The organism is Pseudomonas sp. Tul2A7 (genome assembly GCF_054790505.1).
Genome location: NZ_CP186499.1, coordinates 801,930 through 819,984 on the forward strand (window position 1 = coordinate 801,930; position 18,055 = coordinate 819,984).

The following is an 18,055-nucleotide window of genomic DNA, read 5'->3' on the forward strand; positions in this document are numbered from 1 at the left end:
ACACTCACCCAGGCCTGCCATGAGCAGGCGCGAAATGAGGTCATCATGAAAATTCGTGAACTCGCCCAGCATTGGGAAGAAAACGCCAAGGGTCGCCTGACTGACACCGGCTACACGATTCATCTGGACGTCGAAGCTGCTGCGCGTCTGGCAGCGATTGCCGAGATGTACCCCAAACGGCATGCCGAAGAACTGCTCGGTGAACTGATTGGCGCAGCCCTTGAAGAGTTTGAAGCGAGCTTGCCGTATGTGAAGGGCTCGACGGTGGTGGCGACGGATGAGGAAGGTGATCCGTTGTATGAGGACGTCGGGCCGACGCCGCGGTTTCTGGCGCTTTCGCGCCGGCATTTGCATGACCTCTCGGCTGTTGAAGGCAAGCAAAAACACTGACCCAACCTAGATCAAACTGTAGGAGTGAGCCTGCTCGCGATAGCGGCTTTTCATTCAACATTTTTGTTGTCTGATACGACGTCATCGCGAGCAGGCTCACTCCTACAGGGATCGTATTTCAAGCTGAAAATCGATGTGTTTTTGGCGTCTTGAAACCCCGCGCGTACCACTCTCTCCCGCTAAAGTTCCCGCTTTAGAGCCTTGTCCATTCGGTCAAAGTTTTTTTTGGCGATTAGCCATCTTTTCTGAACTTTTGAAAAATCACTCCGGTCGGAACCTGTAACCACGCCTGGAACGAGCGTTTCAAAAACGCGCTTTCACACGTCGCTTGCGGCTCCTCGACCAGGATGGATTCAGATGTTTTCAGGAGATGCCTAATGGAGTTGAAGACCATGAAAAACCAAACCTCGTTTACCCACCTGCGCGGTCTGAAACTGGCTGCTCTGGCGATCGGCACCAGCTTCGTACTGGCCGGTTGCGCCGGTAACCCACCGACCGAGCAATACGCCGTGACCCAATCGGCCGTGAACAGCGCAGTCAGCGCCGGCGGTACCGAGTTCGCTGCGGTTGAGATGAAGCAGGCGCAGGACAAGCTGAAGCAAGCCGAAATCGCCATGCACGACAAGAAGTATGACGAGGCTCGCACCCTGTCCGAGCAAGCCGAGTGGGACGCTCGCGTCGCCGAACGCAAGGCTCAGGCAGCCAAGGCTGAACAAGCCGTGAAGGATTCCCAGAAAGGTGTTCAGGAACTGCGTCAGGAAAGTCAGCGCACCGTGCAGTAAGCGCGCATCCCGATAGCAACGCTGAAACTTTTATCGATAGAAAGGACGAAAATTATGCGTAAGCAACTGATGATTCCAGCTCTTCTGGCCGCAAGCGTCGCTCTGGCTGCCTGCTCTACCCCGCCTAACCCGAACCTGGAACAGGCGCGCACCAACTACGCCGGCCTGCAAGCCAACCCACAGGCGAGCAAGGTCGCGGCGCTGGAAACCAAAGACGCCAGCGATTACCTGGACAAGGCCGACAAGGCTTATCTGGACAAGCAAGACGCGGCCAAGGTCGACCAACTGGCCTACCTGACCAACCAGCGCGTGGAAGTGGCCAAGCAGACCATCGCCCTGCGCACCGCTGAAAACAATCTGAAGAACGCCGCAGCCCAACGTGCCCAGGCGCGTCTGGATGCGCGTGATCAGCAGATCAAACAGCTGCAGGACAGCCTGAACGCCAAGCAGACCGATCGCGGTACGCTGGTGACTTTCGGTGACGTGCTGTTCGCTACCGACCGTGCTGACCTGAAATCCAGCGGTTTGGTGAACATCAACAAACTGGCGCAATTCCTTCAGGAAAACCCGGATCGCAAAGTGATCGTCGAGGGCTACACCGACAGCACCGGGACCGCCAGCCATAACCAGTCGCTGTCCGAGCGTCGCGCCAACTCCGTGCGCACCGCACTGGTGAAAATGGGCGTTGATCCAGCGCGTATCGTCACCCAAGGCTACGGCAAGGAATACCCGGTTGCCGAGAACGGCAGCGTCTCCGGTCGTGCGATGAACCGTCGTGTGGAAGTGACCATTTCCAACGATAACCAGCCAGTGATGCCACGTTCGGCGGTCAGCTCGAACTAAGCTCCCTGCTGTAACGCGAAAGCCCCGCCTGAGTGATCAGGCGGGGCTTTTTTGTGCGGGCTGAAATCGCAGCCCCTCACCCCAGCCCTCTCCCGAGGGAGAGGGAGCCGATTGGGGGATGCTCGATAGCTGCGTCGACCTGAAAGTGCTTCGCCGAATCCATAATCAACGCAATCTTTCAGGTCGGCGTATAGCGAAAGAACACCTCGGTCAGTCCCCTCTCCCTCGGGGAGAGGGTTAGGGTGAGGGCTGAACCTGCAGAATCATTCTTGCAGCTTCTGCGGAGTCTCCTCGCCCCTACAACGCACGGCTTTTTTCTGCGCATTGATCAACACACCTGTCAGACCTTTCTGCTCGGTATCGAACAACACCAGCACCCCATCAATGCACTGGGCGACCTGTGGCGCCGGGGCCAGAGAGACTTTGTAATCCTCACCCGGCACCGTCTTGAGCATGGTGAATTCGTTGAGCAGCAACGCATCCTCGGGTTTGGCGAAGTGCAGGTAGCCGTAGTACCACAGCGCCCCGACGGTGCCGAGGATGCTGCAGATACCGGTGATGATCAGCGGGATGGCGTTACGTTCTTCACTCATTGCGGACTCTCATCTTCAGAATTCGGGGGTGTCGGGTAATTGGGGATTTCGCCGAGACGGCGCAGGCCATTGAAATGCTCGGGATCCTCCAGATAGCGCAGCATCACTTGGCGCCACACCGGATCGCCGAAGGTCTGCACATGGCCGCCACGGGTCAGTTGCAGCACGCGCGGTGGCGGCGCAGCCTGATACAGACGGATGCCGTTAGACAGTGGTACCAGCGGATCGTCGATGCTGTGGAAGATCAGTTTCGGCACGCCGTTGAGCTGCGGCATCGAGTTGATCGCGCTGTCAGCGTCCGGCACCAGCCACGACAACGGCACCTGGAACGGCCAGGTCAGCCAAGAAGTGCTCAGCGCATACTGGCCGACGCTGCGGTAACTGGCGGGCACGCCGTCGAGCACCAAAGCCTTGAGCTGTTTCTGTCGCTCGGGATGCTGCGCCAGCCAATGCACGGCCATCGAACCGCCGAGGCTCTGACCGAGCAGAATCAGCGGCTTGCCTTTGACTTCCGGCGCCCTGTCCAGCCACGCAAAAGCGGTATCAATGTCCTGATAGATCGCCGGCAAACTCGGCTCGCCCTCGGATAAGCCATAACCGCGATAGTCGACCAACAACACTTGATAGCCGTTTTTCGGTAGCCACCAGCTCCCGCCCAAATGCATCGGCAGGTTGCCGCCGTTGCCGTGCAAATGCAGAACCGTGCCTTTGACCTCGACGCCGGGTTTGGCCGGCAGCCACCAGGCATTCAGCTTCAAGCCATCCGCCGTGACCAGCGTGACGGTGCGGTATTCGAGCTTGGCTTTTTCCGGGGTGAAGATCTGGCCCGGCTCGGGGTAGAACAACAGCGAACTGCAACCGCCGAGGGTCAGGAGCAGGCAGAAGATGCCGAGGATTCTCATCCGGTGAAACCTCGCAAAAATTCAGGTTGGAACACAGAGAGATCGTTACCACGCTCCGCGTGGGAATGCATCCCGTGACACTCTGCGTCACAGTGGACGCGGAGCGTCCATGGCGGCATTCCCACGCAGAGCATGGGAACGATCGGTGTGGTATCAGAGAATATTGGAGTAATCCGCTTCGATCCGGTCCAGGCTCAAATGATTGAGGAAGTTGGAGAAGCACATCCACGCCGACAACGCATTCAAGTCGCGGAACTGATCCGGCAAGTATTTCGGTGCCACCACCAGTCCTTCATCCACCAACTGACGCAAGGTCCGCATGTCTTCCAGCGTGGTTTTGCCACAAAACAACAACGGAATCTGCTCAAGTTTGCCCTTACGCACGGCCAACTGAATGTAGTTGTAAACCATGATAAAGCCCTTGAGGTAGGACAAGTCTTTGGTGAATGGCAGACCGGTCGGCGTCGATCCACGGAAAACCCGACTGGCGTTGCCGTAACTTTCCGCCATCTCGAAGCCCTGCTCGCGGAAGAACTCGAAGATCTGCAGGAAGTCCGCGCCCTCCTCGACCATATGAATGGCACGGGTGCGGTTGGTCAGTTTGCGCAGGCGGCTCGGGTACGAGGCGAAGGTGATGATTTCCATCAGGATCGCCAGACCTTCCTGAGTTACTGTCGACGAGGGCGGCCCTTTGGACAGGAAGGTGCAGATCGGCTGGTTCAAACCGTTGAGCGTGGTACCGACGTGGACCAGACCTTCGTGGACTTCCAGCGCACGCACGTCGCGGTCGTTGAACATCGCGTCGGTGCGGATCTTGATGTAGTCGGCGCCCGCTGCCGCGTCGGCCACGATGCCGTCGGACTCGAACACGCGAATGGTTTCCTCGGCCTCGCCGAACACTTTGTTCAGCCGCGTTTGCAGCAGGTGCACGGCGTCTTTGGCGGTGAGGGTTTTCGGCTCGTCCTTAAGGTCGCCACGACCATCGATGTTGTTCAGGTAGTCGGACATCATCAGGCCGAGGTCGGCCAGGGTCGGGTCACCGGCGTGGAAGGCATCGGAGGCGGCGCCGTACAGTTCTTGCGAGATCAGGCCGAAATCCTCGGTGCCGCGCGCTTCGAGCATGCGCACCACCATGCGGTATTCCTTGCACATGCGCCGCATGATCTGCCCGACCGGGTTGAACTGGCCGAGTTGGCGGGTGATGTCGCGCTCGATGTTCTGGAACTCCAGTTTGACCTTGCTCGAATCGAAACTCAGCGGCCGGTTGAGGTAGTAGTCGCGATCCACCGCCGGCATTTCCTTGCCTTTGGCCTTGAGGAAGCCCTTGCGGATATTCTCATCCCACTTGACCGCGTCGAGCACACGGATCGGTGTCTGCGCCAGCACAATGCGGTCGGACAATATGCGTATCGACTGCTGGTAATCGTCCACCCGAAACTCCTGTAGAACACTGAATTATTTGGTGCGGGTCTGGCGCTGGTAGCGCACGGCTTCGACAAAGACATCGGAATTGGCCGGATCGTCGAGGTAAACAAAGACCTTGTCGAGGTTGCTGTCGACGTGCACGCCGTCGCCATCGTCGGTCTGGAAAGCCTGACCGTCGAGGGCTTTTTGCTTGATCGCTTGATTGATCTGCTCGAGATCGAGGTTGTAAACCACCAGTTCGTGTTTGTCGGTGAGCTCGAAACCGGCGATGGTGAAGTGGCCACCGTACTGCGCCGGGACTTTCGCCGACAGATACCAGCGGTTGCCGTGGCGCGACACGGTGAACGGATAGGCTTCGCGTTCGTGGGGTTTGGCCTTGAAGTACGTAACGGCCTGATAGCGATCGTTGCCCAACCGCGTCAGCTCAAGGTTCATCGGCTCGCCCCAGGCATTGGTGCTCGACCATTTGCCGAGCAGACCCTTGGGCGCCGGGTCACTGGCGGTCAGCGGCTCCTTGAAGGTCACCAGACAGCCACTGAGCAGCAGGAACGACAAGGCGATCAGCACGCCACGCCAGGCTTTCATTCAATACTCCCTATGAACATTCGCCGCCCTCATGGTGATCGATCGTTCCCACGCTCTGCGTGGGAATGTATCCACTGACGCTCTGCGTCATGTCGACGAAGGGACGCGGAGCGTCCCCGGCGGCATTCCCACGCAGAGCGTGGGAACGATCTTGTGGTCAGACCGACGCGAGCACCAGGTGCATATAGCGCGTCAGAATGCCGAGCATGTCCTCTTCGGCCAAAGGCTCGGCGTCGTTGAGCAGGCCCTGATATTCCATCCGTCCGATAATCGCCGTCAACACCTTGGCATCCTGTTGCGGTTCACGCGAGCCCAATACCTGAAACAACTGGCAAGTGCCCTGCAACAGAATCTGCTGATGCGAGCGCACCAGAATCGCCAGGCGCGGGTTGAGTAACGCCTCCTGGCGGAACGCCTGCTCGGCCATCAAGTGCTCGCGGCGGTTAAGCAATTGACGATGCACGTAGTCGGCCATCAACCGTGCAATGTCATCGGCCAGTTGCGAGCGCGATTCCGGACTGCCGTCGCCACTGACGACCATGTCACGCAACAGACCTTCATTGTTGATCCACAACTTGGCCATGTACGCCGCGCTGCGTTCAACGTATTGAGCGAAGGTATCGGTGAGCAGGTCATCGATGTCCTTGAAGTAATAGGTGGTCGCCGACAACGGCACACCGGCCTCGGCAGCCACTGCGCGGTGGCGCACGGCACGCACCCCGTCACGCACGACAATGCGCATCGCTGCATCGAGAATGTCCTGTCGACGCTGCTCACTGCCCTGTCGGCTGGCCTTGCGACCCTGGTACTGAACGCTTTCAGCGACCGCAGTGGCGATACCCGCTGCACCTTCTTGAGCTATTGCACCCATCACGACAGAACTTCCTCTGCTATTGCAAAATTAACCAATTGATACATTTGTACCAGACAGGCAATAAAAAGCCGCCTGTTTTAGGCGGCTTTTTAACTGAAACGTTTACGCTTGCGGTCGCATGTGCGGGAACAGGATCACATCGCGGATCGACGGCGAGTTGGTCAGCAACATCACCAGACGATCGATGCCGATACCTTCACCGGCCGTTGGCGGCATGCCGTACTCCAGCGCGCGTACGAAGTCGGCGTCGTAGTGCATGGCTTCGTCGTCGCCGGCGTCCTTGTCGGCCACCTGCGCCATGAAGCGCTCGGCCTGGTCTTCCGCGTCGTTCAACTCGGAGTAGGCGTTGGCGATTTCACGGCCACCGATGAACAGCTCGAAACGGTCGGTGACGTTCGGGTTGTCATCGTTGCGACGCGCCAGCGGCGACACTTCAAACGGGTACTGGGTAATGAAGTGCGGCTGTTCCAGCTTGTGCTCGACCAGCTCTTCGAAAATCATCACCTGCAGCTTGCCCAGACCTTCGAAGCCCAGCACCTTGGCGCCGGCCTTCTTGGCGATGGCGCGGGCCTTGTCGATGTCGTTCAGATCATCGGCGGTCAGCTCAGGGTTGTACTTGAGGATCGAGTCGAACACCGACAGACGCACGAACGGCTCGCCGAAGTGGAACACCTTGTCGCCATACGGCACGTCGGTGCTGCCCAGTACCAACTGCGCCAGTTCACGGAACAGTTCTTCGGTCAGGTCCATGTTGTCTTCGTAATCGGCGTAAGCCTGGTAGAACTCCAACATGGTGAATTCAGGGTTGTGACGGGTCGAGACGCCTTCGTTACGGAAGTTGCGGTTGATCTCGAAGACCTTTTCAAAACCACCGACCACCAGACGCTTCAGATACAGCTCTGGCGCGATACGCAGGAACATTTCCATGTCCAGCGCGTTGTGGTGGGTTTCGAACGGCTTGGCCGCAGCGCCGCCCGGAATGGTCTGCAGCATCGGCGTTTCGACTTCGAGGAAGTCGCGCTTCATCAGGAAGCTGCGGATGTGCGCGATGACTTGCGAACGCACGCGGAAAGTCTGGCGCACGTCTTCGTTGACGATCAGGTCAACGTAGCGCTGACGGTAGCGCTGTTCGGTGTCGGTCAGGCCGTGGTGCTTGTCCGGCAGCGGACGCAGCGATTTGGTCAGCAGACGCACGCTGGTCATTTCAACGTACAGGTCGCCCTTGCCGGAACGCGCCAGGGTGCCTTCGGCGGCAATGATGTCGCCCATGTCCCAGGTTTTCACCGCGGCCAGGGTGTCTTCCGACAGGGTTTTACGGTTGACGTAGACCTGGATGCGACCGGTCATGTCCTGGATCACCATGAACGAGCCACGGTTGAGCATGATGCGACCGGCAACCTTGACCGGGATTGCAGCCTCTGCCAGCTCTTCCTTGGTCTTGTCCGCGTACTGTTTCTGCAGTGCATCGCAGTAGTTTTCGCGGCGGAAGTCGTTCGGGAAGGCGTTGCCCTTGGCGCGCTCGGCAGCCAGCTTTTCCTTGCGCAGCGCGATCAGGGAGTTTTCTTCCTGTTGCAGGGCTTGCGGGTCGAGTTGTTGGTCGCTCATGTCTTTAGATATTCCATCAGGTTCGTTGCCCCCGGACCTTGCGGCCCGGGGATCGCCAGCAGGGCTGGCTCCTACAGGGATCGTGCTGAATCAGCCGATGCTGTATTGCGTCTTTTACAGCCCGGATTTCAGGCTGGCTTCCAGGTATTCGTCGATATCACCGTCGAGTACCTTGTCGCAGTCGCTGCGTTCGATGTTGGTGCGCAGATCCTTGATCCGCGACGCATCGAGCACGTACGAGCGAATCTGGTGACCCCAGCCGATGTCGGACTTGGTGTCTTCCAGCGCTTGCGACGCGGCGTTGCGTTTCTGCATTTCCTGCTCGTACAACTTGGCCCGCAGCATTTTCATGGCGGTGTCCTTGTTGGCGTGCTGGGAACGTTCGTTCTGGCAGCTGACCACGGTGTTGGTCGGTACGTGAGTGATACGTACGGCCGAGTCGGTGGTGTTTACGTGCTGACCACCGGCACCGGAGGAACGATAGGTGTCGATCCGCAGGTCTGCCGGGTTGATTTCGATTTCGACCTTGTCATCGATCTCTGGCGAGACGAAAACCGCGGAGAACGAGGTGTGACGACGGTTGCCGGAGTCGAACGGGCTCTTGCGCACCAGACGGTGCACGCCGATCTCGGTACGCAGCCAGCCAAAGGCGTATTCGCCCTTGATGTGCACGGTCGCGCCTTTGATACCGGCGACTTCACCGGCCGACAGTTCCATGATGGTCGCGTCGAAACCGCGTTTGTCCGCCCAGCGCAGGTACATGCGCAGCAGGATGTTGGCCCAGTCCTGGGCTTCGGTGCCGCCGGAACCGGCCTGGATGTCCAGGTAGGCGTTGTTCGGGTCCATTTCATGGCTGAACATGCGGCGGAATTCCAGCTTGGCCAGATTTTCCTCGAGACGGGCCAGCTCGGCGACGACATCGCCCACTGCACCTTCGTCGTTCTCTTCGACGGCCATGTCCAGCAGGTCACGGCAATCGGCCAGACCGCCGTTCAGTTCGTCGAGGGTATCGACGATCTGCGCCAGCGCAGCGCGCTCGCGGCCCAGTTCCTGGGCGTATTCAGGTTTGTTCCAGACGCTCGGATCTTCAAGCTCGCGATTGACCTCAGTCAGACGCTCATGCTTTTGATCGTAGTCAAAGATACCCCCGAATAGTTTCGGAGCGCTCGGACAGGTCCTTGATGGTGTTCAGGATCGGGTTGATTTCCATGACGGGCAGCACTCGTTGGCGAACTTTTGAAAGCCGGCGAGTATAACGTAATCAGGCTGTGACGGCAGCCCGTCTGGCGGGTGTGGGGATCATTAAAGCCTTTGCCCTCACCCTAACCCTCTCCCAGAGGTAGAGGGGACTGATTGGGGGATACTCGGGAGTTACGCCGACGTGAAAGGGCTTTGCCGAATCCGGAACCGTCAGGCTTGAAGATCCATAATCGACTCGGTCGATCAGGTCGATGTACAGCGCCAGACACCTCCGTCGGCCCCCTCTCCCTCCGGGAGAGGGTTGGGGTGAGGGCCGGCCGTTACTCGATCCCGACCTGATTACGCCCATTGTTCTTGGCCAGATACAACCCACGATCCGCCGCCGAAATCAGCAACCGACAATCGCTACCCGCCTGCGGCACCATCGTCGCCAGACCAATACTGATCGTCAGACTCGCCCCTTCCGCCGGAGTATTGTGCGGAATTTTCAGCGAAGCCACGGTTTGCCGTAGCTTCTCCGCCACCAGCCGCGCGCCGCCCGGCGAGGTATTCGGCAGCACCAGCACAAACTCCTCACCGCCATAACGCGCCGGCAGATCCGACGGTCGTGCGCTGGCCTCGCGGATCGCCGTGGCGACCTTGCGCAACGCCTCATCACCTTCAACATGGCCGAAGCTGTCGTTGTAGGACTTGAAGTAATCGACGTCGATCATCAACAGCGACAACTGACTCTGATCCCGCAGCGAGCGGCGCCACTCCAGTTCCAGGTACTCGTCGAAGTGGCGGCGATTGGACAGCCCGGTCAGGCCATCGGAGTTCATCAGCCGTTGCAGCACCAGATTGGTGTCGAGCAACTGCTGCTGGCTGACGCGCAACGCGCGGTACGCGGCATCGCGTTGCAGCAGAGTCATGTACGAGCGTGAGTGATAGCGGATGCGCGCCACCAGTTCGATGGTGTCCGGCAGTTTCACCAGATAATCGTTGGCGCCGGCGGAGAACGCCGCGCTCTTGATCAGCGGGTCTTCCTTGGTCGACAGGACGATGATCGGGATGTCCTTGGTCGCCGGATGATTGCGGTATTCACGGACCAGGCTCAGGCCATCGAGGCCGGGCATCACCAGGTCCTGCAGGATCACCGTCGGTTTGATCCGCACCGCCTGGGCAATAGCCTGCTGCGGGTCGGAGCAGAAGTGGAAGTCAATGTTTTCCTGATTCGACAGCCCACGGCGCACCGCTTCGCCGATCATCGCCTGATCATCCACCAACAACACCATGGCGGCGTTTTCGTCGGTTTTAATGTCGTCGATCTGTAAGTCATTCATGGGCGGTCACCTGAGTACTGCGGGGGCCAGGATTGCGGATTGACCTGATCATTTGGGGAAAATCTCCTGCAATCGTGGCGCGATTCTTTCCAGTGGACGTATTTCTACGGCGGCATCAATGGCCGCAGCGGCCTTGGGCATGCCGTACACCGCACTGCTTTGCTGATCCTGCGCGATGGTCAGATAACCCTGTTGGCGCATGAGCTTAAGCCCTTGCGCGCCGTCACGTCCCATCCCGGTCAATAAAACCCCGACCGCATCACCATTCCAGTAACTGGCGACACTTTCGAAAAACACGTCGATGGAGGGCCGGTAGATCTCGTTGACCGGCTCGGCGGTGTAGGCCAGCGTGCCGTTCTTGAGTAAACGAATATGGTGGTTGGTGCCGGCCAGCAGCACCGCGCCGGCTTGCGGCGGTTCGCCCTCGCGGGCCAGACGCACATCGAGGCCGCTGGCGCTGGCCAGCCATTCGGCCATGCCGGCAGCAAAGACCTGATCGACATGCTGCACCAACACGATGGCCGCCGAGAAATCCTTGGGCAAGCCTTTGAGCAGCACCTCCAGCGCCGCCGGCCCACCGGCGGATGAGCCGATCGCCACCAGTCGCTGGCATGAAGCGGAACTGCGCTGGGCCGTCGGCGCCGGGCGAGAACGCGTGGGTTTCTCGCCGATCAGCCAGCCAATATTGAGGATTTTGCGCAGCAACGGCGCCGCCGCTTCCTGCGCATTGCCAGCGCCGAGGGCGGGGGTATCGACCACGTCCAGCGCGCCGTGGCCCATGGCTTCGAAGACGCGGTGCACGTTCTGCTGGCGGTCGACAGTGACGATGACGATCGCGCACGGCGTTTCGGCCATGATCCGCCGGGTGGCTTCGACGCCGTCCATCACCGGCATGATCAGGTCCATCAGGATCAGGTCCGGGGTATTTTCGGCGCACAGTTGCACCGCCTCGGCACCGTTGCGGGCGACCCAGACCACCTGATGTGCCGGTTCGAAGGCCAGCGCCCGGCGCAGGGCCTCCACCGCCATGGGCATGTCGTTGACGATTGCGATCTTCATGCCCGCGCTCCTCCGATAAGCTCGACCACTGCGTCGAGCAGGGCGTCGTCATGAAAACTGGCTTTGGCTAAATAATAGTCCGCCCCGGCATCAAGGCCACGGCGGCGATCCTCTTCACGATCCTTGTACGACACGACCATCACCGGCAGCGATTGCAGGCGATTGTCGCGGCGCAGCAGCGTGACCAGCTCGATGCCGTCCATGCGCGGCATGTCGATGTCGGTGATCAGCAAATCGAAGTCCTCCGAACGCAGCGCGTTCCAACCGTCCATGCCGTCCACCGCCACGGCGACGTCGTAGCCGCGATTGAGCAGCAGTTTGCGTTGCAACTCGCGCACGGTCAGCGAGTCATCAACCACCAGCACCCGTTTACGCGCAGCTTCCGCGGCCTGGTTACCATGACGGGCAATGCGCTCAAGGCGCCCGGTATTGAGCAGTTTGTCCACCGAACGCAGCATGTCTTCAACGTCGACGATCAGCACCACCGAACCGTCGTCGAGCAAGGCGCCAGCGGAGATATCCTGCACTTTTCCCAGACGCTCATCGAGTGGCAAGACCACCAATGTGCGTTCGCCAATGAAACGCTCGACGGCAACGCCATAAATAGCATCACGCTCACGGATCACCACGACTTTAAGGGTTTCGCCGCTGTTCTGGCTGGCCGGGCGGTTGAGCAACTGGCTGGCCGCAACCAGCCCGACGTGCTGGCCTTCGTGCCAGAAATGCTGACGGCCTTCGACCTGCACGATGTCCTCCGGCGCCAGATCGCACATGCGTTCGATGTGCGCCAGCGGGAAGGCGTAAGCCTCTTCGCCAACTTCCACCACCAGACTGCGCACCACCGACAAGGTCAACGGCACTTCCAGATGAAAGCGACTGCCCTCGCCCGCCGTCTGCTCCAGCACCACCGCACCGCGCAGTTTGCGAACCATGTGTTGAACGGCATCGAGGCCAACGCCCCGCCCGGACACTTCGGTGACCGTGTCGCGCAGGCTGAAACCGGGGAGAAACAGGAACGTCAGCAGTTCTTCCTCGCTCAACTGCGCCGCCGTTTCCGCTGGGGATAACTGCCGTTCGACAATGCTGCGGCGGACCTTCTCCAGGTCGACGCCGTTGCCGTCATCGCTCAGTTCCAGCACCAGCAGACCGGCCTGATGCGAGGCGCGCAGACGGATCAGGCCCTCTTCTGATTTGCCTTTAAGCAGACGCTGCTCAGGGGCTTCGATGCCGTGATCGACAGCATTGCGCAGCAAATGCGTCAGCGGTGCTTCGAGTTTCTCCAGCACGTCGCGGTCGACCTGGGTTTTCTCGCCTTCGATCTCCAGGCGTACCTGTTTGCCAAGGCTGCGGCCCAGATCACGCACCATGCGCACCTGACCGGTCAACACATCGGCAAACGGCCGCATGCGGCACGCCAGCGCTGTGTCGTAGAGCACTTGCGCGCGCTGGCTGGCCTGCCAGGCGAATTCGTCGAGTTCGGCGTTTTTCTCGCTCAGCAGTTGCTGGGATTCGGCGAGCAAACGGCGCGCGTCTTCCAGGGCTTCCAGCGCTTCAAGGCTCAGCGCGTGTTCCTTGAGATGCACGTTGAGGTTTTCCAGCGCGCGAAGGCCGTTGTTCTGCATGCGTTTGAGGCGTTGCATGGTCGCCAGATGCGGCTTGAGCCGCTGGGTTTCCACCAGCGATTTACTCGACAGATCGAGCAGGCTGTTCAGGCGTTCGGCGGTGACCCGCAGCACCCGCTCGCCACCTTCGGTGGTGCGTTTGTTTTTGCGTGGCGCCGATTCGGAGGATTCGACCGGCGCGTCCATGACAGGAGCTGGCGCGGGTTCAAAGACCGGCGGCGCTTGAAGTTGCAACTCGGCCATCGGCGGTGCAATCAGCGTTGCCGCCGGCGTCGACGGATCGAGCAAACCCGCCATCAATGCCACGTAAGCTTCGATATCACTTGGCTGCGGCGCATTCGTCGGCGTCGCAACGCGCATCAGCAAATCGGTGCCCTGCAACAGCGCATCGATATGCTCGGGCCGCAGCAACAACCGTCCTTCCTGCGCGCTGACCAGGCAATCTTCCATGACATGGGCGACGCTGACGCCGCTGTCGATGCCGACAATCCGCGCCGCACCTTTAAGCGAGTGCGCCGCGCGCATGCACGATTCCAACTGATCGGCCTGGGTCGGGTTGCGCTCCAGCGCCAGCAACCCGGCGCTGAGTACTTGGGTCTGCGCTTCGGCTTCGAGGCTGAACAGCTCCATCAGCGAGGCGTCGCGCATTTGCTCGGGGGTCATGTGAGGCTCCGGGTCACGGCGGACAACAGCTGTTCTTCATCCAGCCAACGCAGGCTGCGACCGCGATATTGCAGAACACCACGGGTGTATTTGGCGCTGGCCTGCGCCCCGGATTGCGACGCTGCATCAAGGATGCGCTCGTCGATGGCATGAATCCCGTCGACCTCATCCACCGGCACCACCACCGGCCCGCCATGGGCGGCGATGATCAGCATACGCGGCATGATGCGCGCGCCATTGGCTGGCGCGGCGTTGCCATCCAGATCAAGCAACTCAACCAGCGACAGGCACGCCACCAGCGCGCCACGCACATTGGCCACGCCGAGCAAGGCTCGCGAGCGCTGGTGCGGCAACGAGTGAATCGCCTGCAGTGGCGCGACTTCAACGAGGCTGCGCGTTGCCAGCCCCAGCCATTCTTCGCCGAGACGGAACATCAGCAACGAGCGGGTTTTCACATCGCTTTCTACTGCGATCGCCACCGGATCGCGCTCGTCCTGCTGCAACGCATATCGATCGAGCAGACGCGTGGCAGCGGCGGAATACACCGAGCAATTGCGGCAATGAATATGCTCGTCCAGCAGTGGACAGGACTTGTCGCCATGGATGCCGATGCGGTTCCAGCAATCGTCGATGGCCCGTGCGTCTTCGTGGGTGACGTTCAAGGTGTCGGACGGGATCATCGTTTACGCTCACTGTCGGCGGTGCGCCCGCTGCGGGCGGCGCGCTCCTGCAATCGTCTGGCACCGACGCTGTCGCCCTGGGCCTGCAGCAATGCGGCCAGGTGCATCAACGCTTCGGGATGTTGCGGTTCGAGGTATAACGCCTTGCGATAGAAACCTTGGGCTTCGAGGGTCAGGCCAGCGACATCGCTGAGCAAGCCGAGCCAGTAAAACACCTGAGCCACCGGTTCGTGGCTGCGCAAATACTGTTCACACGCGGCGCGCGCCTCGGCACTTTTACCCTCGTTGGCCAGCGCGGCGATGTTGGCCAGCAACGTCGCCGCGTCCGGGTTCGCGCTTTTACTGGCGATCGGCAGCGGCGTTACGGCGGCAAACGGTCGATTGCGCACCGGCGCTGGCGGCGTGCTGCGCTGCGGTTGGCTGATCGGCACCGCGATCGGTTTGGGTGTCGGCAGCGGCTCGGGATGCGGCTCACTGTGACGACTGAACGCAAAAGACTGCGGGATACCGATCGAACGCATGCCCAAACGCCCGAGCAGACTGCCCTCGGCCGGGCCAATAAACAGCACGCCATCGAAATGCGTCAGGCGCTTGAGCACCTCGAACACCAGCTTTTGCGTCGGCTGATCGAAATAGATCAACAGATTGCGGCAAAACACGAAATCGAACGCCGGCTCACTGACCAACAACGTTGGATCGAGCACATTGCCGACCTGCAAACGCACTTGCTCACGCACGCTCTCGTTGACCCGATGGCCGTCCTGCTCAGCCGTGAAATGTCGGTCGCGAAAGTCCAGATCCTGGCCGCGAAACGAGTTTTTGCCATACAGCGCGCGCCGCGCCTTCTCCACCGAGAGCGGGCTGACGTCCATGCCATCGACTTTGAACTGATGCGGTTTAAGCCCGGCATCGAGCAAGGCCATGGCAATCGAATAGGGTTCTTCGCCGGTGGAGCACGGCAGGCTGAGGATGCGCAGCGCACGCATGTTGTTCAGCTCGGCGAGGCGATTGCGCGCCAGCTTGCCCAGCGTGGCAAAGGATTCCGGGTAACGGAAAAACCACGTTTCCGGGACGATCACCGCTTCGATCAACGCCTGTTGCTCATCCCGCGAGCCTTGCAGCAACTGCCAATATTCATCGGCATGCGCCGCTTGCGACAACATTGTGCGCTGGCGCACGGCGCGCTCGATGATCGCCGGGCCGACCGACGTCACATCAAGGCCGATGCGTTCCTTGAGAAAGTCGAAAAAGCGCTGATCACTGCTCATGCCTGCGCCTCAAGCTGCGCCGGACTCAGCGGCGGATCGGGGAACAGCAAAGTACGCACGGCGTCATCGAGCAAGTCATTGACCCGTACCCATTGCACCAATCCCTGGGCATCTTCACGCACCGGGCCGAGGTAAGGCGCCTCGCGGTTGTCGAGGCCGTAGGGCGCAAACTCATGAGGATGGCAGCGCAGCGTGTCGGTGGCCTGTTCCAGAATCAGTCCGAGCCATTGCGCCGGTTGCGACTCATCAGGCTGGTAATTCACCAGCACGAGCCGCGTACTGGTGCGCGCTTCGGCGGGATGGCCGAAGGTCAATGCGCTGAGGTCGATCACCGGTACCACCGCACCGCGATAGGCAAAAACCCCGGCAACCCATTGCGGTACCCGGGCGATCGGCTTCAACGGCAGACGCGGCAACACTTCCGCGACCTCGGTGGCGCGCAGGGCGTAACGTTCGCTACCGATGCGAAACAGCAGGAACAACGCCGGCTTCGCCACCTGCGCGGCGCTGCGTTTGGCGATGATGTCGCTCATCAGACTTTGAATCGCGAAACGCCGCTGCGCAGCCCGACGGCCACCTGGCTCAGTTCGTCGATGGCGAAACTGGCCTGACGCAACGACTCGACGGTCTGGCTGCTGGCGTCACCCAACTGCACCAGCGCATGATTGATCTGCTCGGCACCGGTGGCCTGGGCCTGCATGCCTTCGTTGACCATCAACACCCGCGGCGCCAGCGCCTGCACTTGATGGATGATCTGCGACAGCTGCTCACCGACCTGCTGCACTTCGGACATGCCACGGCGCACTTCTTCAGAGAACTTGTCCATGCCCATCACACCGGCAGACACCGCCGACTGGATCTCGCGGACCATTTGCTCGATGTCGTAAGTGGCGACCGCGGTCTGATCCGCCAGACGCCGCACTTCAGTGGCGACCACGGCAAAACCGCGACCGTACTCACCGGCCTTCTCGGCTTCGATCGCCGCGTTGAGCGACAGCAGGTTGGTCTGGTCGGCAACCTTGACGATGGTCACCACCACCTGGTTGATGTTGCCGGCCTTCTCATTGAGGATCGCCAGTTTGGCGTTGACCAGGTCCGCTGCGCCCATCACCGAGTGCATGGTGTCTTCCATGCGCGCCAGACCTTGCTGGCCGGAGCCGGCCAGCACCGAGGCCTGATCGGCGGCGGTGGACACTTCGGTCATGGTGCGCACCAGATCGCGCGAAGTTGCCGCAATCTCGCGGGACGTCGCTCCGATTTCGGTGGTGGTCGCTGCGGTTTCGGTGGCGGTGGCTTGCTGTTGCTTGGAGGTCGCAGCAATCTCGGTCACCGAGGTGGTCACCTGCACCGAGGAGCGCTGCGCCTGGGACACCAGTGCGGTCAGCTCGGTCATCATGTCGTTGAAGCCGGTTTCGACGGCGCCGAATTCGTCTTTGCGGTCGAGGTTGAGACGCGAACTGAGGTCGCCGGTACGCATGGTTTCGAGAATCTGCACAATGCGGTTCATCGGCGCCATGATCGCGCGCATCAACAACAGACCGCACAGGCCAGCGGCGAACACGGCGACCAGCAGGGAAATGAACATGCTGACTTTGGCAGCCGCCACGGCATCGTCGATATTGTTCATGGCCTGATCGGCGACTCTCTTGTTTTCGCCGATGATGTCGTTGAGCTTCATGCGCCCGGAGTACCAGGCTGGCGTCAGCTTTTCGTGGAACATCCTGACCGCGTCCGCTTCCAGGTTGCGCTTGTGCAGGTCCAGCACGGCATCCTGAATCTGGAGGTAGGTGTCGTGGTACTTCTCGAACGCGGCAAACTCGAGACGATCCTCGTCGGTCGCCATCGTCTTGCGATAGTTGGCCATCTGCTCCTGCAAACGCGCCTCGAAAGCCTTGTAGTCGGCCGCGTCCTCGCTGGAAATCCCCTGACCTTCCTTGAGCCCGAGCAGTTCTTGCGTTTGCAGATAACTGTCGACCCAGGCGCCACGGATCATCGAGCTGTAATAGACGCCGGGAATCGCGTCATCACGCACGCTGTTTTCACTGGCCTCGATCTTCAACAGGCGTGAGTACGAAACGACGACCATCAACAACATGATGGCGATAATCACCGCAAAGCTCGCCAAAATGCGTTGGCGCAACGTCCAGTTCTTCACAGTGATTCCTCGTGCCTGATCGAAATGCGGGGAGTATAGCCGAGGGCGGTGTTTCATTTATAAGACGGTTTTTAACCCTGCTGCTCA

Annotated in this window: 17 protein-coding genes; 3 read left to right on the forward strand and 14 right to left on the reverse strand. The window is 60.2% G+C overall.

The features are described 5' to 3' along the window. Positions 1 to 45 precede the first annotated feature (45 nt). From ACOYXJ_RS03815 to ACOYXJ_RS03825, 3 genes are all read left to right on the forward strand, one after another. A complete protein-coding gene (locus tag ACOYXJ_RS03815) occupies positions 46 to 390 on the forward strand; it encodes a hypothetical protein (RefSeq protein WP_016983304.1) in 345 nt (114 codons plus the stop codon). Between the two features lie 377 nt (positions 391 to 767). Beyond that, positions 768 to 1,172, forward strand: coding sequence for a DUF4398 domain-containing protein (locus tag ACOYXJ_RS03820; RefSeq protein WP_034154861.1), 405 nt, complete (start codon positions 768 to 770; stop codon positions 1,170 to 1,172). A 54-nt stretch (positions 1,173 to 1,226) separates the two neighbouring features. Next, positions 1,227 to 2,015: an OmpA family protein gene (locus ACOYXJ_RS03825; protein ID WP_038357819.1), complete on the forward strand. Its 789-nt coding sequence runs from the start codon at positions 1,227 to 1,229 to the stop codon at positions 2,013 to 2,015. A 263-nt stretch (positions 2,016 to 2,278) separates the two neighbouring features. On the opposite strand, the gene ACOYXJ_RS03830 is transcribed toward ACOYXJ_RS03825, so the two are convergent. From ACOYXJ_RS03830 to ACOYXJ_RS03895, 14 genes are all read right to left on the reverse strand, one after another. Beyond that, the gene (locus ACOYXJ_RS03830) at positions 2,279 to 2,608 is read right to left on the reverse strand and encodes a hypothetical protein (protein WP_460367978.1); all 330 of its coding nucleotides are present in this window, start codon (positions 2,606 to 2,608) and stop codon (positions 2,279 to 2,281) included. Beyond that, a complete protein-coding gene (locus ACOYXJ_RS03835; protein WP_460367980.1) occupies positions 2,605 to 3,510 on the reverse strand; it encodes an alpha/beta hydrolase in 906 nt (301 codons plus the stop codon). Before ACOYXJ_RS03835 ends, ACOYXJ_RS03830 begins: the two co-directional genes overlap by 4 nt. Positions 3,511 to 3,663: 153 nt before the next feature. Continuing rightward, positions 3,664 to 4,941: a flavohemoglobin expression-modulating QEGLA motif protein gene (locus ACOYXJ_RS03840; protein WP_150706056.1), complete on the reverse strand. Its 1,278-nt coding sequence runs from the start codon at positions 4,939 to 4,941 to the stop codon at positions 3,664 to 3,666. Between the two features lie 24 nt (positions 4,942 to 4,965). Further along, positions 4,966 to 5,520, reverse strand: a complete 555-nt coding sequence (locus tag ACOYXJ_RS03845) for a hypothetical protein (protein ID WP_150792460.1) — start codon at positions 5,518 to 5,520, stop codon at positions 4,966 to 4,968. A 157-nt stretch (positions 5,521 to 5,677) separates the two neighbouring features. Next, a complete protein-coding gene (locus ACOYXJ_RS03850) occupies positions 5,678 to 6,391 on the reverse strand; it encodes a TetR/AcrR family transcriptional regulator (RefSeq protein WP_095119323.1) in 714 nt (237 codons plus the stop codon). Between the two features lie 105 nt (positions 6,392 to 6,496). Further along, a complete protein-coding gene (lysS, locus tag ACOYXJ_RS03855; RefSeq protein WP_038357812.1) occupies positions 6,497 to 7,999 on the reverse strand; it encodes a lysine--tRNA ligase in 1,503 nt (500 codons plus the stop codon). Positions 8,000 to 8,113: 114 nt separating this feature from the next. After that, positions 8,114 to 9,209, reverse strand: a protein-coding gene (gene prfB / locus ACOYXJ_RS03860; protein WP_099758102.1) for a peptide chain release factor 2 whose coding sequence is annotated in 2 segments (ribosomal slippage) — positions 8,114 to 9,136 and positions 9,138 to 9,209 — 1,095 coding nt in all. Because the reading frame shifts where the segments join, the coding sequence is not laid out codon by codon here. Positions 9,210 to 9,519: 310 nt separating this feature from the next. Then, complete coding sequence (locus tag ACOYXJ_RS03865; protein ID WP_077571285.1) at positions 9,520 to 10,521, reverse strand: response regulator; 1,002 nt, start codon at positions 10,519 to 10,521, stop codon at positions 9,520 to 9,522. Between the two features lie 48 nt (positions 10,522 to 10,569). Then, entirely contained in the window at positions 10,570 to 11,580 is a 1,011-nt protein-coding gene (gene cheB, locus ACOYXJ_RS03870; protein ID WP_150792459.1) for a chemotaxis response regulator protein-glutamate methylesterase, read from the reverse strand. Continuing rightward, positions 11,577 to 13,865, reverse strand: a complete 2,289-nt coding sequence (locus tag ACOYXJ_RS03875) for a response regulator (RefSeq protein ID WP_460367984.1) — start codon at positions 13,863 to 13,865, stop codon at positions 11,577 to 11,579. Before ACOYXJ_RS03875 ends, cheB begins: the two co-directional genes overlap by 4 nt. Further along, positions 13,862 to 14,545: a chemotaxis protein CheW gene (locus ACOYXJ_RS03880; RefSeq protein WP_150792457.1), complete on the reverse strand. Its 684-nt coding sequence runs from the start codon at positions 14,543 to 14,545 to the stop codon at positions 13,862 to 13,864. Before ACOYXJ_RS03880 ends, ACOYXJ_RS03875 begins: the two co-directional genes overlap by 4 nt. Further along, positions 14,542 to 15,813, reverse strand: a complete 1,272-nt coding sequence (locus ACOYXJ_RS03885) for a CheR family methyltransferase (protein ID WP_460367986.1) — start codon at positions 15,811 to 15,813, stop codon at positions 14,542 to 14,544. The genes ACOYXJ_RS03880 and ACOYXJ_RS03885 overlap by 4 nt, the downstream gene beginning before the upstream one ends. Further along, the gene (locus tag ACOYXJ_RS03890) at positions 15,810 to 16,346 is read right to left on the reverse strand and encodes a chemotaxis protein CheW (RefSeq protein ID WP_460367988.1); all 537 of its coding nucleotides are present in this window, start codon (positions 16,344 to 16,346) and stop codon (positions 15,810 to 15,812) included. Before ACOYXJ_RS03890 ends, ACOYXJ_RS03885 begins: the two co-directional genes overlap by 4 nt. Then, positions 16,346 to 17,968 carry a methyl-accepting chemotaxis protein gene (locus ACOYXJ_RS03895; protein ID WP_460367990.1) on the reverse strand — a complete coding sequence of 541 codons (1,623 nt, stop codon included), beginning with the start codon at positions 17,966 to 17,968 and terminating at the stop codon, positions 16,346 to 16,348. The genes ACOYXJ_RS03890 and ACOYXJ_RS03895 overlap by 1 nt, the downstream gene beginning before the upstream one ends. Positions 17,969 to 18,055 lie beyond the last annotated feature (87 nt).

Coding starts and splice junctions, on each gene's coding strand:
- ACOYXJ_RS03815 (WP_016983304.1), top strand. CDS start 46: ATGAAAATTCGTGAACTCGCCCAGCATTGGGAAGAAAACGCCAAGGGT.
- ACOYXJ_RS03820 (WP_034154861.1), top strand. CDS start 768: ATGGAGTTGAAGACCATGAAAAACCAAACCTCGTTTACCCACCTGCGC.
- ACOYXJ_RS03825 (WP_038357819.1), top strand. CDS start 1,227: ATGCGTAAGCAACTGATGATTCCAGCTCTTCTGGCCGCAAGCGTCGCT.
- ACOYXJ_RS03830 (WP_460367978.1), bottom strand. CDS start 2,608: ATGAGTGAAGAACGTAACGCCATCCCGCTGATCATCACCGGTATCTGC.
- ACOYXJ_RS03835 (WP_460367980.1), bottom strand. CDS start 3,510: ATGAGAATCCTCGGCATCTTCTGCCTGCTCCTGACCCTCGGCGGTTGC.
- ACOYXJ_RS03845 (WP_150792460.1), bottom strand. CDS start 5,520: ATGAAAGCCTGGCGTGGCGTGCTGATCGCCTTGTCGTTCCTGCTGCTC.
- ACOYXJ_RS03850 (WP_095119323.1), bottom strand. CDS start 6,391: ATGGGTGCAATAGCTCAAGAAGGTGCAGCGGGTATCGCCACTGCGGTC.
- lysS (WP_038357812.1), bottom strand. CDS start 7,999: ATGAGCGACCAACAACTCGACCCGCAAGCCCTGCAACAGGAAGAAAAC.
- ACOYXJ_RS03865 (WP_077571285.1), bottom strand. CDS start 10,521: ATGAATGACTTACAGATCGACGACATTAAAACCGACGAAAACGCCGCC.
- cheB (WP_150792459.1), bottom strand. CDS start 11,580: ATGAAGATCGCAATCGTCAACGACATGCCCATGGCGGTGGAGGCCCTG.
- ACOYXJ_RS03875 (WP_460367984.1), bottom strand. CDS start 13,865: ATGACCCCCGAGCAAATGCGCGACGCCTCGCTGATGGAGCTGTTCAGC.
- ACOYXJ_RS03880 (WP_150792457.1), bottom strand. CDS start 14,545: ATGATCCCGTCCGACACCTTGAACGTCACCCACGAAGACGCACGGGCC.
- ACOYXJ_RS03885 (WP_460367986.1), bottom strand. CDS start 15,813: ATGAGCAGTGATCAGCGCTTTTTCGACTTTCTCAAGGAACGCATCGGC.
- ACOYXJ_RS03890 (WP_460367988.1), bottom strand. CDS start 16,346: ATGAGCGACATCATCGCCAAACGCAGCGCCGCGCAGGTGGCGAAGCCG.